We start from the raw sequence: 14,019 nt of genomic DNA, 5'->3' as shown, positions 1-14,019 counted from the left end.
ACGGCTACGTCGCGACCCGTAGCGGGACGGGTACAAAAACCGACACGCCATTGATTGAAACGCCGCAGGCAATTTCCGTTGTCACGCAGGATCAGATTCAGGCACAGGCCGCACAGAGCGTGTCGCAGGCCACGCGCTATACGTCCGGGGTGGTCGGCGAGCGGAACGGTGCCGACGGCCGCTTCGATCAGGTTTATGTCAGGGGCTTTCTCGCCGATCAGTATCTGGACTCGTTGCGGGTGGCGTCGGGCACCTTCGCCTACACGCTGGTCGATCCTTTCAATCTCGAGCGGATGGAAGTGCTGCACGGGCCTGCGTCGGTGCTCTACGGTCAGGCCTCTCCGGGCGGTGTGGTCAATATGGTCAGCAAGCGGCCGACCACAGAGCCGTATCAGGAGATGTTCGTTTCGACCGGCAGTTACGGCCGCGTCCAGAGCGGCATCGATGTCAGCGGGCCACTCGATAAAAACAAGGAATTTCTCTATCGCCTCACCGCTTCTGGCTACGACGTCGGCAGCCAGGTCGGCCACGGCGACTATCAGCGCGTCTCGATCGCGCCGTCGCTGACGTGGCGGCCGACAAACGATACCACGATCACCTTCCAGGGGACCTATCAACGGGACCCGAAAGCGGGCTTCTACAATCAGCTACTGCCGAATGGCGTGGGAACGTTGTTCTCGACCGTCAATGGTCGGATTCCGACCAGCTTCTACCTGGGCGATCCGAATTATAATATATTCAAGCGCGAATATAGTTCGATTGGTTACCTGTTCGAACATCGTTTCGATAACGTTTGGACGGTGCGGCAAAATCTTCGCTATACCGATAACAGCACCTATACACAGGCGGTCTATCCCCAGTCCAACCAGACGAACATTACCAGCATAGGCCGCGATGCGTTTTCTGCGGCGGAAACACTGCGTACCTTTGCGATCGACAATCAAGCCGAGGCAAAGTTCGCGACCGGGCCGTTCCAGCACGTGACGCTGTTCGGGGTAGACTACCAGACCGGCACCAATCGGGTCTCCAACGGCTATCTCGCCGATGTCGGATCGATCAACGCGCTGAACCCAGTCTACGGCATAACTGTTCCGGCGCTGGATTTCGATGGCGCCAGCAGGCAGACCTTCGATCAGGTCGGCGTTTATCTGCAGGATCAGATCAAGTTCGACCGCTGGGTCGCGCTATTGGGAGTCCGGCTCGATCGGGCCGAGTCGCGTACGGCCTCGACCTTCGACGGCACGACGTTCGGCACCACCTCGACATCGGATGAAGCGACCACCAAGCGCGGTGCTTTGCTGTACAAGTTCGACAACGGCGTGGCGCCATACATCCAATACACGGAGTCGTTCCAGCCGATCATTGGGGCCTCGAACAGGACCCTGAATCCGTTCAAGCCGACGACCGGTCAGCAGAAGGAGTTCGGTGTCAAGTATCAACCCGATGACAAGATGCTCCTGACTTTCGCAGCTTTCGACCTGAAGCAGCAGAACGTTGTGATGCAGGATCCGAACGATAACAGAAATCGGGTTCAGGCCGGTGAGATCCGATCGCGGGGGATCGAGATCGAAGGCAAGGTGCAGGTCGATCGCAGCCGGACGTTGCTCGGCGCCTATACTTATCTCGACCTGGTCAATACGAATTCGGAGCCTGATACCCTCGGCAAACGGCCAATCGGTGTCCCGCGCAATGCGGCATCGCTATGGGCTGATTACACCTTCCGCAGCGGCGTCCTCGATGGCTTCGGTCTGGCGGCCGGCGTCCGCTATTTCGGGGAAACGGCGGGCGACAGCATGAACACCTATAACGTTCCCGGCGTCACGCTATTCGATGCGGCGCTTCACTATGACCTTGCCGGACTTGGACCGCAATTCAAGGGCTTCAAGTTCCAGCTCAATGCCAGCAACCTGTTCGACAAAACCTATGTGCGGCTGTGTCAGGATTCCGGCTGCTATTACGGCATGCGGCGCGATGTGATCGCGACGCTGCGTTACCGATGGTGATGCAGCGGCACAGGATGAAATTCAAATCACGGTGTCGGCGCGAGGGATGCCACGCTAGCCGGGCTACCCCAGCCCGGCGGCCTTCGCGACGGTGTAGGTAATCAGGCTCGCCACATAGGCCAGGGCGAACATGTAGAGGAACGTCACCACCATCCACTTGGTGCTGCCGGTCTCGCGGCGGATCACGGCCAGCGTCGAGGCGCATTGCGGGGCGAAGATGAACCAGGCCAGGAACGACAGGGCCGTCGCAAGGCTCCATTTGCTGGCCAGCGCCTGGCCGATCGCGTCTGCCGCTTCCTTGCCGCCTTCGATCGCATAGACGGTGCCGAGCGCACCGACCGCGACTTCGCGCGCCGCCATGCCGGGGATCAGCGCCACGGCGATCTGCCAGTTGAAGCCGAGCGGTGCGAAGAACGGCTCCAGGAATTTTCCGATCATCGCGGCGAGGCTGTAATTGATCGCCGGACCTTCGGCGCCGGCGGGCGCCTGCGGGAACGAGGCGAGGAACCAGATCAGGATCATCATCGACAGGATGGTGGTGCCGGCGCGCTGCAGGAACATTTTGGCGCGGGTATAGACGCCAATGGCAATGCTCTTGAGGCGCGGCAGCTTGTAGTCCGGCAATTCCAGCATGAACGGCGCCGGCTGGTAGTCGCGCCACATGAAGAACTTGATGACGAAGGATACCGCCAGCGCGCTGCCGATGCCGGCGACGTAAAGCCCGAACATCACCAGACCCTGCAGGTTGACCCAGCCCCAGACGGTCTCGGCCGGAATGAAGGCGGAGATGATCAGCGTATAGACCGGGATGCGCGCCGAGCAGGTCATCAGCGGCGCGATCAGAATGGTGGTGAGGCGGTCGCGGCGATTGTCGATCACCCGCGTCGCCATGATGCCGGGGATCGCGCAGGCAAAGCTCGACAGCAGCGGGATGAACGCGCGGCCATGGAGGCCTGCGCCGCCCATGATGCGGTCCATCAGGAAAGCCGCGCGCGCCATGTAGCCGAAATCTTCCAGCAGCAGGATGAACAGGAAGATGATGATGATCTGCGGCAGGAACACGAGCACGCTGCCGACGCCGGCGATCAACCCGTTCTGCAGGAAGCTCTGCAAGATTCCTTCAGGCAGCACCTGTGCCACCAGCGTGCCCAGGGCGCCGAATGAATCCGACAGCAGCTCCATCAGCGGCTGCGCCCAGGAGAACACCGCCTGGAACATCACGAACAGAATGAGCGCGAGGATCGCGAGACCGGCGACCGGATGCAGCACTATGGCATCGACGCGCGTGGTCAGCGTGTCCGGCTTGGTCGGCATCTTGACGGTTTCGCGGATGATGCGGTCAGCCTCGCGCTGCAGCGCTTTCATCTCGGACAGGCCGAGCGGCGTCCAGCCGTCGCCGGCAGTGACTGTCGGCATGTTGGCGGCGAATTCGTCGGTGCGGTGACGCAGTTGCTCGACACCGGCCTTCTTCACCGCGATGGAGGTGATCACAGGCACACCCAATGCCGCGGACATCGCGTCGACATCGATGCTGACGCCGCGGCGCTGCGCGATGTCGAACATGTTGAGCACCACCAGCAGCGGGCGACCGGTGCGCTTGAGTTCCAGGATCAGCCGCAGCGTGAGGCGCAGATTGGTGGCGTCGGCGATGCACAGGACCAGATCGGGCGCAGCTTCGCCGGGGCGCTTGCCGAGCACGACGTCGCGGGTGATCTCTTCGTCCGGGCTGCGGCCGCGCAGCGAATAGGTGCCGGGCAGATCGAGCAGCGTCACCTGACGGCCGGCCGGCGTCACGAAGGCGCCTGCCTTGCGCTCGACGGTGACGCCCGCATAGTTGGCCACCTTCTGGCGGCTGCCGGTGAGTGCGTTGAAGAGCGATGTCTTGCCGCTGTTGGGGGCTCCCACCAGCGCGAGATGAAAGCGCTCGGTGGTCACGTCTGTATTGGTCATTTCACAACAACTGCCATGGCTTCGCGCCGGCGGACGGCGATCGTAATATTGTCGACGCGCACCGCGATCGGATCGCGCTGGATGGCGCCCTGATGCAGGATCTCGACGCGCGCACCTTCGGTGAAGCCCATTTCCAGCAGATGCCGTTCGAGCTCGTGGCCGCTTTTGGCGCCGCCTGCAATATCGGGCTGCAACGCCACGATGGTCCCGATGAATCCGCGCGGCGCATTGCCGAGGCGCAATTCGTGTGTGGATGTTTCGGATGCAGTCTGGTGGACGGTCATGCCCGACCTTGTCGAGCAGCGTCCTGACAAGGTCAAGACAAACGCGCGTATGCTATTAGAATGATTATAAAAAGGCGCTCCGGCACCGTTTCTGTCGTCCCGGCTATTGCGGGGACGGCACTGGGCCGGCGTGGCACATGCGGCTGCCCCCAACCGATTGCTCTCCAACACCCGCTGCTGGATCTTTACCGGTCCGATGCCGCTGCTCGTGGATCCGGTCCGGTCGGTGGACTTTATCTGTCGTCCGTACCGATGGACTTCCAATCAACGTGTGAGCAAGGTGATTGCGGGCAATGTCGTCAGCCCATTCTTGTGGCCGCGCAGGACCGAACATGAACGTGCGATCGATTGCTTTGCCATTCTGGGGCAGGGTGCTTCTGCTGGCCGGCATCTTCGGTCTGCTGCTGGGCGGCGGCCTTCTGACCTGGCGCTATATCGAGCGTCCGACCGTGCTCAAGCTGGCAGTCGGGTCGATCGATGGCGAAGCCGGCAAGACGGCCGCAATCATCGCCAGCCATTTCGCCAATAAGAAGTCGCCGATCCGACTAGATTTCCAGACCTTCGGCAATGCCGTCGATGCCGGCAAGGCATTCTCCTCCGGCAAGGTCGATCTCGCTGTGGTTCGGGCCGATGTCGGCGATCTCTCCGAGGCGCGCGCCGTTGCCGTCATGGCCAAGGCGGTGGTCATGCTGATCGCGCCGCCCGGCTCGAAGATCTCCAGTGTCGAGGGCCTGCGCGGCCGCACCGTCGGTGTGGTGGGCGGTGAGGTCAATCGCAAGCTGGTTGATGCGCTGACCAAACAATATGACCTGACGAGCGCGAGGGTCACATTCAAGAATCTTGAGATCAGCGATACCCGGCGCGCGGTGGAAGGCAAAGAAGTCGGCGCCCTGCTGGTGGTGATCCCGTTGACCGAGAAGTACTTGTCTCAGGTGCGAGGTCTGTTCAAAACCGGCGCGCCGGTGTTGATCCCGATCGACGCCGCTGGCGCCATTGCCGATGCCAACGGCGCCTACGAAAGCTTCGACATTCCGAAAGGGTCGCTCCGCGGTGCGCCGCCCGTCCCGGATGATGACGTGACGACGCTTCGGGTCAGTTACTATCTGGTCGCGAACAAGAAGCTCCATTCCGGCCTGATCGCGCGTCTGACCGAAATGGTGGTCGCGGCGCGCCGCGATCTGATCGCCGGGCAACCGCAACTGGCCGGTATCGCCGCTGCCGACACCGATCCCGATGCCTTTATCCCCGTCCATCCCGGCGCCGCCGCTTACTATAACGGCACCGAGCAGAGCTTCATGGATAAATACGGCGATGACATCTATCTCGCGCCCATGCTCCTTGGCGCTCTGGCCTCGATACTCGCCGCCGCCTGGCGATTCCTCGGCATTCGCCCGCCCGATCACCGGGAGGCGACACTCAACGCATTCTATACATTGCCGCGCCGGATCCGGGCGGCGCCCGACGATGCGGAACTATGTGCGATCGAACAGGAGGTCGACGACCTTCTCACCGCGCAGCTGGCGAAGACCATGCGTAATGACGAAGACGCACTGGAAATCGCGACGCTGGTCTCGGCAGCGCAGCGCATCGACAACCTCATCCATCACCGCCGCTCGGCGTTGGCGCGCGCCCCATTGTCCGTCGCGCCGGGTTCGAGCATCAGGTCAGAGACGTAGTAGTGCCAGCAACGTAGCGCGTATTCGCTCAGCGGCGCTCCGGTCGCGGCGATAGCCGGGCTCGCGGCTGCACGGGTTTCCTTTCCGCGCGGCGAGCATATTCGGTGGCCAGGTTCAGCAGCCGCTCGCGAACCACGGGGTCATCGATCTCCCGCGCCAGCTTTTCGCAGCGCTCGGCCTGCTCTCTGAAATATGCAGCTTCGCTAGGCAACTTTGTCGTTTTCCTTGGACAGTGCGGGGTGCAGGAACATCTCCGAGAGCTGATCCTTGATTTCCATGACACGCGGCGAGGTCAGGCCCGGGCGAATGCAGAGCAGCGCTTTGATGGTCGGAAGCTCCGGCAAGTAATAGTCCTTGGCCCAAACCAGTCCCGGCGGAATGATCCGGCTGGGAACAGCCGTCAGTCCGATGCCGGCTTCGACGGCGGCCTTCTTTGCGCTGTAATCCTGACTGCTGAAGGCAATGCGATAGGAAAGGCCATGTCGTGTGAGCGCATGAAGCATCCAGTCGTCATTGGTCCAGGTGATGACCGGGATAGGCGCGCCGGGACTGAGCACGAATGATTTCGCGCGAACCCATGCCAGCCGATCCTCGTATTCATCAACAACAAGCGGAGCGAGATCGCTACTGATTTCTCCCCGCTGGAAAAAACACCCGATGTCGACATGGCCGTCGATCAGCGCTGTCACGATCTCAGCGGACATTCCGGCATAGATATGTATGTCATCGAGATTTCTTGGGTTCTGCTGGGCCACGAAGCGCTGCGCCATGACAACGCTCAGGCCCAGACGAAGCCGACCGCCAAGACTGTCGCTTCCGCCGAGTGCGAGCACCTGATCGTTGGCCTCGATGATCTTGCGGGCCTGCGCAAGCACCAGCTTGCCGAGGTCGGTCGGACAACTTCCGTTCGGCGTTTTGATGAACAGCGACCCGCCAACAAGTTGTTCGAGACGTTTGATTTGCGAACTCACTGCGGGCTGACTCAATCCCAATTGTTCCGCAGCCTTGGTCAAACTACCTGTTTCTGAAATGGCAACGACAGTACGAACAATTTCAATCGGAATATTGAGATGCCGCTTGTGCATTTGAATATCCAGCCTCGCAATTGAGCCATGAATCAGACTGAGCGGTGTCGCGATTCTGTACCAATCATATATGCGTAATCACTCTTGGTTATATATTTGATTTGGATGGCATTTCCGAAATTGATGACGTCATCAAAATCGTCGGTGCTGTGACGACTGCCTGCTGAATTCGATGATGACAACGCGCGCGGTCGCATCGGACTCAATCGTGACAGGTGCCGATCCTTGTTCCACAAGCAGCGCATCATGCGCCGATAGGCTGTCGACGGTCGATGTCGACCGTATGGTCGCAGTGCCATGCTCAACGAACAGAAACGTTTGTGTAGAAACTATAAAATCCTGACGTTTCATGACGTTGATGCGCCGCACATGCTGTGAGACGATTCCGCGCCTGCTCATCACATTCAAATCTGTGATGGAACCGTCGATCAGTATCGCTGACGTTTTCTGATCGCCCGGGAAGGAATGGATCGTGTCGCGATCAATCCGCTCAGAGGCATATCCGTCGACACTGAGTTCGATGCCGGCGCCGTCGATGACCAGAAGTGTGCGATCAATCCCGGAAAATGACGAGAACGGTCCGTCGCTCGTCACCTGCGCCATACTGACGCGCCAGTCGAAATCGTCCAGTTTTGCATCCGCCGGGAAGATCGCGATCTCCGTCGTTGATCCCAGCCCGTTTTTCCAGGGCATCACCTTGTAGTTCGCGGCGCGCAGGATCTGCATGCGCCGCACTCAGCCCCTGGCGTGCAGCGACGGCAGATTGAGGTCATGTTCCTCGGCGCAGGCGATGGCTTCTTCATAACCGGCATCCGCGTGACGCATCACGCCGGTCGCCGGATCGTTCCACAGCACGCGTTCGAGGCGTTTGGCGGCTTCTGGCGTGCCGTCGGCGACGATGACCATGCCGGAATGTTGCGAGAAGCCCATGCCGACGCCGCCGCCGTGATGCAGCGACACCCAGGTTGCGCCAGATGCGCAGTTGAGCAGCGCATTGAGCAGCGGCCAGTCGGACACGGCGTCGGAGCCGTCCTTCATCGCTTCGGTCTCGCGGTTCGGGCTTGCGACAGAGCCGGAATCAAGATGGTCGCGGCCGATCACGATCGGCGCCTTGAGTTCACCCGAGGCCACCATCTCGTTGAAGGCGAGGCCGAGGCGATGGCGATCGCCGAGGCCGACCCAGCAGATGCGTGCCGGCAGGCCCTGGAACTGGATGCGCTCGCGCGCCATGTCGAGCCAGTTCACCAGCGCCTTGTTGTGTCCCAGGATCTCCTTCACCTTGGCGTCGGTCTTGTAGATATCTTCGGGATCGCCGGACAACGCCGCCCAGCGGAACGGGCCGATGCCGCGGCAGAACAGCGGGCGGATATAGGCTGGCACGAAGCCCGGGAAGTCGAACGCGTTGTCGACGCCTTCTTCCTTGGCCATCTGGCGGATGTTGTTGCCGTAGTCGACCGTCGGTACGCCCATCTTGTGGAAGTCGAGCATTGCGCGGACGTGTTCGCTCATCGATTTGCGCGAGGCCTTCTCGACGGCTTGCGGATCGGTGGCGCGCTTGGCTTCCCACTCCGAGAGCGTCCAGCCCTTCGGCAGATAGCCATTGACCGGATCATGCGCCGAGGTCTGGTCGGTGACGATGTCCGGCCTGACGCCGCGGCGCACCAGTTCGGGGAAGATGTCAGCCGCATTGCCGAGCACGCCGACGGAGATCGGCTTCTTCTCCTTGTTGGCCTTCTCGATGATCGCCAGGGCGTCGTCGAGGTCTTTCGCCTGCACGTCGAGGTAACGGCTCTTCAAGCGCATCTCGATGCGGCTCGGCTGGCACTCGACCGCGAGGCAGGACGCGCCGGCCATGGTGGCCGCCAGCGTCTGCGCACCGCCCATGCCGCCAAGACCGGCGGTGAGGATCCAGCGGCCGGACAGGTCGCCATTGTAATGCTGGCGGCCCGCCTCCACGAAGGTCTCGTAGGTGCCCTGCACGATGCCTTGCGAGCCGATATAGATCCACGAGCCCGCCGTCATCTGACCGTACATCATCAAGCCCTTGCGATCGAGCTCGTTGAAATGCTCCCAGGTGGCCCAGCGCGGCACGAGATTCGAATTGGCGATCAGCACGCGCGGCGCATCTGCGTGCGTCTTGAACACGCCGACCGGCTTCCCGGATTGGACCAGCAGCGTTTCGTCGGCGTTGAGCTCACGCAGCGATTTGGCGATCTGGTCGAAGGCTTCCCAGTTCCGCGCGGCGCGGCCGATGCCGCCATAGACCACCAGCTCGTTCGGGTTTTCCGCCACTTCCGGATCGAGATTGTTCATCAGCATGCGCAGCGGCGCTTCGGTGAGCCAGTCCTTGGCGGACAATTCGGTGCCGCGCGGGCTACGCACGATGCGGCTGTTCTTGCTGCGGTCCATGATGTCGATCCTTACTTGGAAACGGTCGCGTGCGATTGGCCGTGCCAGACGCGCGCGTGAAGCGGATTGAAGCCGACGCGGTAAACCAGCTCGGCGGGGTGTTCGATGTCCCAGATGGCGAGGTCGCAGGCTTTGCCGGCTTCCAGCGTGCCGACATCCTTGAGTTTGCCGAGTGCGCGTGCGCCCTCGCGCGCCACGCCGAGCAGGCATTCGTCGACCGTCATGCGAAACAGCGTCGCGCCCATATTCATGGTCAGCAGCAGCGAGGTCAGCGGCGAGGTGCCCGGATTGCTGTCGGTCGCCAGCGCCAGATGGGTGCCATGCTTGCGGAACAGCGCGATCGGCGGCGCCTGGGTTTCGCGCAGCGTGTAGTAAGCGCCCGGCAATACCACGGCGACGGTGCCGGCCTTGGTCAGCGCGATCACGCCGTCTTCATCGGTGTGTTCGAGATGATCCGCGGACAGTGCGTTGTAGTCGGCGGCGAGTTTGGCGCCGTGCAGGTTGGACAGCTGGTCCGCATGCAGCTTGACGGGCAGGCCGAGTTTCTTGGCGGCGTCGAACACCCGCGCCGTCTGCTCCGGCGAGAAGGCGATGCCCTCGCAGAATGCGTCGACGGCGTCGGCGAGTTTCAGTTCGGCGATCGCCGGCAGCATTTCGGCGATGACTGTGTCGATATAGGCGTCCTTGTCGCCATTGGCTTCCGGCGGCATCGCATGTGCGCCAAGGAATGAGGTAACGACTGATACGTCGCGCTCCTTCGCGAGCTGGCGTGCCGCTGTAAGGCAGCGAATTTCAGTATCCTTGTCGAGGCCATAGCCCGACTTGATCTCGATGGTGGTGACGCCTTCGGCGAGCAGATGATCGAGCCGCTTCAATCCGCTGGCGACGAGCTGCGCTTCGCTGGCCGCGCGCGTGGCCTTCATGCTCGATGCGATGCCGCCGCCAGCGCGCGAAATGTCCTCATAGCTCGCGCCCTCGAGCCGCATCGCGAATTCACTCGCGCGGTTACCGCCATAGATCAGATGGGTATGGCAATCGACCAGTCCCGGCGTGATCCAGCGACCCTCGCAATCGATCCGTGCCTTGGCGTCGGCATCCGACGGCAGGTCTGACGCCGATCCGGCGAAAGCGATCCGGCCGTCCTTTGCTGCGATGCACCCATCTTCCACGATGCCGAGGCCGGGCGTGCCGGCCGCCATGGTCGCAAGGCGTGCATTGGTCCAGATGGTATCGAAGGTCATGACGGACTGCCGTAAATTCGGGACGTCGTATGTCTATACATAATCAGCGGCCTCGCTTATTGTCGAGCGTCTTTTGAATGCAACAGGCAATCGCTATGGGCACGCAACGTGCTGCAAAAAGGCTGTTCTTCGCGCACGCGCTGCTGCCGTCAGGCTGGGCGGGCGACGTCGTTGTCTCAATCGAGAATGGCGTCATCACGGCCGTTGCCGCGAATTCGAGCAGCGCTGATGCCGAAATCATCAGCGGCGTGGCGCTGCCCGGACTACCCAATCTGCACAGCCATGCGTTCCAGCGCGGCATGGCCGGCCTCACTGAAATCCGCGGCGCCACGCAGGACAGTTTCTGGACCTGGCGGCAGTTGATGTATCGTTTCATCGATACGCTGACGCCGGATGACGTCGAGGCCATCGCGGCTTTCACCTATGCCGAGATGCTGGAAGGCGGTTTCACCTCGGTCGCCGAGTTTCACTATCTGCATCACGACGAGACCGGCGCGTTCTATAGCGATCTCGCGGAGATGGGGACGCGCATCGCGGCAGCGGCCGGCGAGACCGGTATCGGCCTGACGCTGCTGCCGTCCTTCTATAATTTCAGTGGCTTCGGCGGTGCCACGGCTATTCACGGCCAGCGCCGTTTCATCAACGACTCCGCGCGCTTTCTGGCGCTGCTGGAGAAGTCGCGCGCTGCCATCGCGCATCTCGATGACGCCGCTATCGGCATTGCACCGCATTCGCTGCGCGCGATTACGCCAGACACACTAAATGACGTCCTCAAGGCGGTGCCGGATGGACCGATCCACATTCACGTCGCCGAACAGACCAAAGAAGTCGACGACTGTATCGCATGGTCCGGCCAGCGGCCGGTGGCATGGCTGCTGGATCACATGCCAGTCGACAGGCGCTGGGTGCTGATCCATGCGACGCACATGACGGATGAAGAAACCGCCGGTGTCGCGAAAGCAGGGGCCGTCATCGGCCTGTGCCCGCTCACCGAAGCCAGCCTCGGCGACGGCATTTTTGAAGGTCCGCGCTTCATCGATGCCGGCGGCGTGTTCGGCGTTGGTAGCGATTCCAACATCGAGATCACGGCGCCCGGCGAACTCAAGCAGCTCGAATACAGCCAGCGTCTCGCCTACCGCGTCCGCAATGCGGTGGCGCGGCATGAAGGTGAATCCACCGGCCGTGCGCTCTATGAACATGCGCTTGTCGGCGGCGCGCAGGCCTCGGGCCGCAATATCGGTGCACTTGCGGTTGGCAAGCGTGCGGATATCGTCGTGCTGGACACCGCGCATCCCGATCTCTGTGCCGTCACCGGCGACCGCTGGCTCGATGCCGCGACCTTCGTCGCAGGAAAATCGGCGATCTCCGACGTCTTCGTCGGCGGCAAGCAGGTCGTCGACAGGGGGCGCCACATCAAGCGCGCATCCATCACCGAACGCTATCGGCGCGTCGTGCAACGGCTGGCGACACTCTGATGGCGACAGCGCGCGTGTCAAAACTGGCGAATGGAAAAGCGCAGGCCGCGCCGCAGGCGCTGTATCAGCGCATCCGTGCCGATCTCGAAGAGAAGATTCTGTCCGGCCGCTGGCCGCCCGGCTATCGCATCCCGTTCGAACATGAACTGGTCGAGAGCTATAATTGCTCGCGGATGACCGTGAACAAGGTGCTGTCAGGTCTCGCGGCCGCCGGTGTCATCGAGCGCAAGCGCCGCGTCGGCAGTTTTGTCGCCAAGCCGCTGGTGCAGTCGGCGGTGCTGCATATTCCGGATATCCAGGCCGAGATCGCCAAGCGCGGCGAGGCCTATGCTTACGAGTTGCTCACGCGCAAACGGCGCAAGGCGACCAAGGACGATCTCGAACGTCTCGGCATCGATAAGAGCTGCGACGTACTAGTGCTGAGCTGTCGGCACATCGCCAAGGGGCGTCCGTTCGCTCTGGAAGAGCGCCTGATCAATCTCGACGTGGTGCCGCCTGCATCCGAGGTCGACTTCACGCGCGTGCCGCCCGGTAGCTGGCTGCTCGGTCACGTACCGTGGAATGAGGCGGAGCATCGGATCACGGCATCTCTCGCCGACGATGTCGCGCTGAAAGCATTGACGCTGAAGAAGCCGGCCGCCTGCCTCGTGGTCGAGCGCCGCACCTGGCGCAAGAACAAGATCATCACATCGGTGCGCGTCACCTATCCGAACGATCTGTATCAGCTCACCGCACGCTTCACGCCGACGGGGCTGCGATCGTGAGGACGACATGAATCATCTGCCGCAGGGCGTCTGCGGAAATTGACTCTGGCAATCCGCCATGTTGCCATGCAGTATCATTCTAAATCTGGCTGAGGAGAGTGCGTTATGAAGTTGATTGGAGTTTCCGTCGCCGCCATGCTCGCGGCTCTCGTTGCGACCCCGGCTGCGGCGCAGACCAAGGTCACCATTGCTATTTCAGGCTGGACCGGTTTTGCGCCGCTGACGCTGGCGAAGGAAGCCGGCATCTTCGCCAAGAACGGTCTCGACGTCACCATCAAGAAGGTGCCGCAGGCGAGCCGCCATCTCGCCATCGCGTCGGGCGACGTGCAGTGTGCCGCCACCACGGTCGAGACCTGGGTGGTGTGGAATGCCAATGGCGTCGCCACCACGCAGCTGTTCCAGCTCGACAAGTCCTATGGCGCCGACGGCATGGCTGTGCGCGCCGGTACCGCATCGATCAAGGATCTGAAGGGCAAGACCGTTGCCGCTTCCGCTCCCGGCACCGCGCCCTATTTCACGCTCGCCTGGTTCCTGAAGAAGAACGGTCTTAGCGTGAAGGACGTCTCCGTCGTCAACATGGAGCCGGGTCCGGCAGCGCAGGCTTTCATCGCCGGCCAGAACGATGCGGCCATGACCTATGAGCCCTATCTCTCGGCGGTGCGCGAGAAGCCGGAAGCCGGCAAGATCATTGCCACCACGCTCGACTATCCGATGATCATGGACACTTTCGGCTGCACGCCGAAGTTCATAGCGGACAACGGCGATGCGGTGAAGGCGCTGGCCAAGAGCTATTTCGAAGCCGTCGCCATGATCAAGGCCGATCAGGCCAAGTCCTATGAGATCATGGGCGCCGACGTGAAGCAGTCCGGTGAGAAGTTCGGCGCCTCCGCGCAGTATCTGCGCTGGCAGGATCAGGAAGCGAACAAGAAATTCTTCGCTGGAGAACACGCTGCCTTCTCGAAAGAAGCTGCCGATCTGCTGCTGGAGATCGGCGTGATCAAGCAGCTTCCCGACATGTCGAAGCTCGCTGATCCCAGCTTCATTCAGTAAGTGCGATAGCGCACGGAGGCCCCCACGACGTCATGGCCGGGCTTGATCCGGCCATCCATCTTTCGGCTCAGGCATATAGATG

The 14,019-nt window shown here is 61.7% G+C and carries 11 protein-coding genes; 5 read left to right on the top strand and 6 right to left on the bottom strand.

Going from position 1 to position 14,019, the window contains the following annotated elements; genetic code table 11:
- Positions 1-50: 50 nt before the first annotated feature.
- The gene (locus AB8A33_RS24485; protein WP_439095123.1) at positions 51-2,003 is read left to right on the top strand and encodes a TonB-dependent siderophore receptor; all 1,953 of its coding nucleotides are present in this window, start codon (positions 51-53) and stop codon (positions 2,001-2,003) included.
- Positions 2,004-2,066: 63 nt separating this feature from the next.
- Here the strand turns inward: AB8A33_RS24485 and feoB are convergent, their stop codons facing one another.
- Positions 2,067-3,953, bottom strand: coding sequence for a ferrous iron transporter B (feoB, locus tag AB8A33_RS24480; protein ID WP_439095122.1), 1,887 nt, complete (start codon positions 3,951-3,953; stop codon positions 2,067-2,069).
- Positions 3,950-4,237 (bottom strand): FeoA family protein, encoded by a 288-nt coding sequence (locus AB8A33_RS24475; protein WP_439095120.1) that lies wholly within the window; start codon positions 4,235-4,237, stop codon positions 3,950-3,952. Before AB8A33_RS24475 ends, feoB begins: the two co-directional genes overlap by 4 nt.
- Before the next feature lie 332 nt (positions 4,238-4,569).
- Between AB8A33_RS24475 and AB8A33_RS24470 the strand changes: the two genes are divergently transcribed.
- Positions 4,570-5,913 (top strand): TAXI family TRAP transporter solute-binding subunit, encoded by a 1,344-nt coding sequence (locus AB8A33_RS24470; protein ID WP_439095118.1) that lies wholly within the window; start codon positions 4,570-4,572, stop codon positions 5,911-5,913.
- 203 nt (positions 5,914-6,116) lie between these two features.
- On the opposite strand, the gene AB8A33_RS24465 is transcribed toward AB8A33_RS24470, so the two are convergent.
- From AB8A33_RS24465 to hutI, 4 genes are all read right to left on the bottom strand, one after another.
- A complete protein-coding gene (locus AB8A33_RS24465; protein WP_439095116.1) occupies positions 6,117-6,998 on the bottom strand; it encodes a LysR family transcriptional regulator in 882 nt (293 codons plus the stop codon).
- A 132-nt stretch (positions 6,999-7,130) separates the two neighbouring features.
- The gene (locus AB8A33_RS24460; protein WP_439095115.1) at positions 7,131-7,724 is read right to left on the bottom strand and encodes a HutD/Ves family protein; all 594 of its coding nucleotides are present in this window, start codon (positions 7,722-7,724) and stop codon (positions 7,131-7,133) included.
- Positions 7,725-7,733: 9 nt separating this feature from the next.
- Positions 7,734-9,407 (bottom strand): urocanate hydratase, encoded by a 1,674-nt coding sequence (gene hutU, locus AB8A33_RS24455; protein WP_439095114.1) that lies wholly within the window; start codon positions 9,405-9,407, stop codon positions 7,734-7,736.
- An 11-nt stretch (positions 9,408-9,418) separates the two neighbouring features.
- Positions 9,419-10,648, bottom strand: a complete 1,230-nt coding sequence (gene hutI / locus AB8A33_RS24450; protein ID WP_439095112.1) for an imidazolonepropionase — start codon at positions 10,646-10,648, stop codon at positions 9,419-9,421.
- A 95-nt stretch (positions 10,649-10,743) separates the two neighbouring features.
- On the opposite strand from hutI, the gene AB8A33_RS24445 reads away from it, so the two are divergent.
- The 3 genes from AB8A33_RS24445 (at position 10,744) to AB8A33_RS24435 (ending at position 13,937) form a co-directional block, all read left to right on the top strand.
- Positions 10,744-12,123 (top strand): formimidoylglutamate deiminase, encoded by a 1,380-nt coding sequence (locus tag AB8A33_RS24445; RefSeq protein ID WP_439095111.1) that lies wholly within the window; start codon positions 10,744-10,746, stop codon positions 12,121-12,123.
- Complete coding sequence (gene hutC / locus AB8A33_RS24440) at positions 12,123-12,887, top strand: histidine utilization repressor (RefSeq protein WP_439095109.1); 765 nt, start codon at positions 12,123-12,125, stop codon at positions 12,885-12,887. Before AB8A33_RS24445 ends, hutC begins: the two co-directional genes overlap by 1 nt.
- A gap of 105 nt (positions 12,888-12,992) precedes the next feature.
- Positions 12,993-13,937 (top strand): ABC transporter substrate-binding protein, encoded by a 945-nt coding sequence (locus tag AB8A33_RS24435; protein WP_439095108.1) that lies wholly within the window; start codon positions 12,993-12,995, stop codon positions 13,935-13,937.
- The last annotated feature ends 82 nt before the right edge of the window (positions 13,938-14,019 follow it).

Origin of the sequence: Tardiphaga sp. 813_E8_N1_3 (genome assembly GCF_051811025.1) — a bacterium.
In the GTDB taxonomy this organism is placed as follows: Bacteria; Pseudomonadota; Alphaproteobacteria; order Rhizobiales; family Xanthobacteraceae; genus Tardiphaga.
Note: the sequence above shows the minus strand (reverse complement) of the source record. Positions and strands in the feature narration are given on the sequence as shown.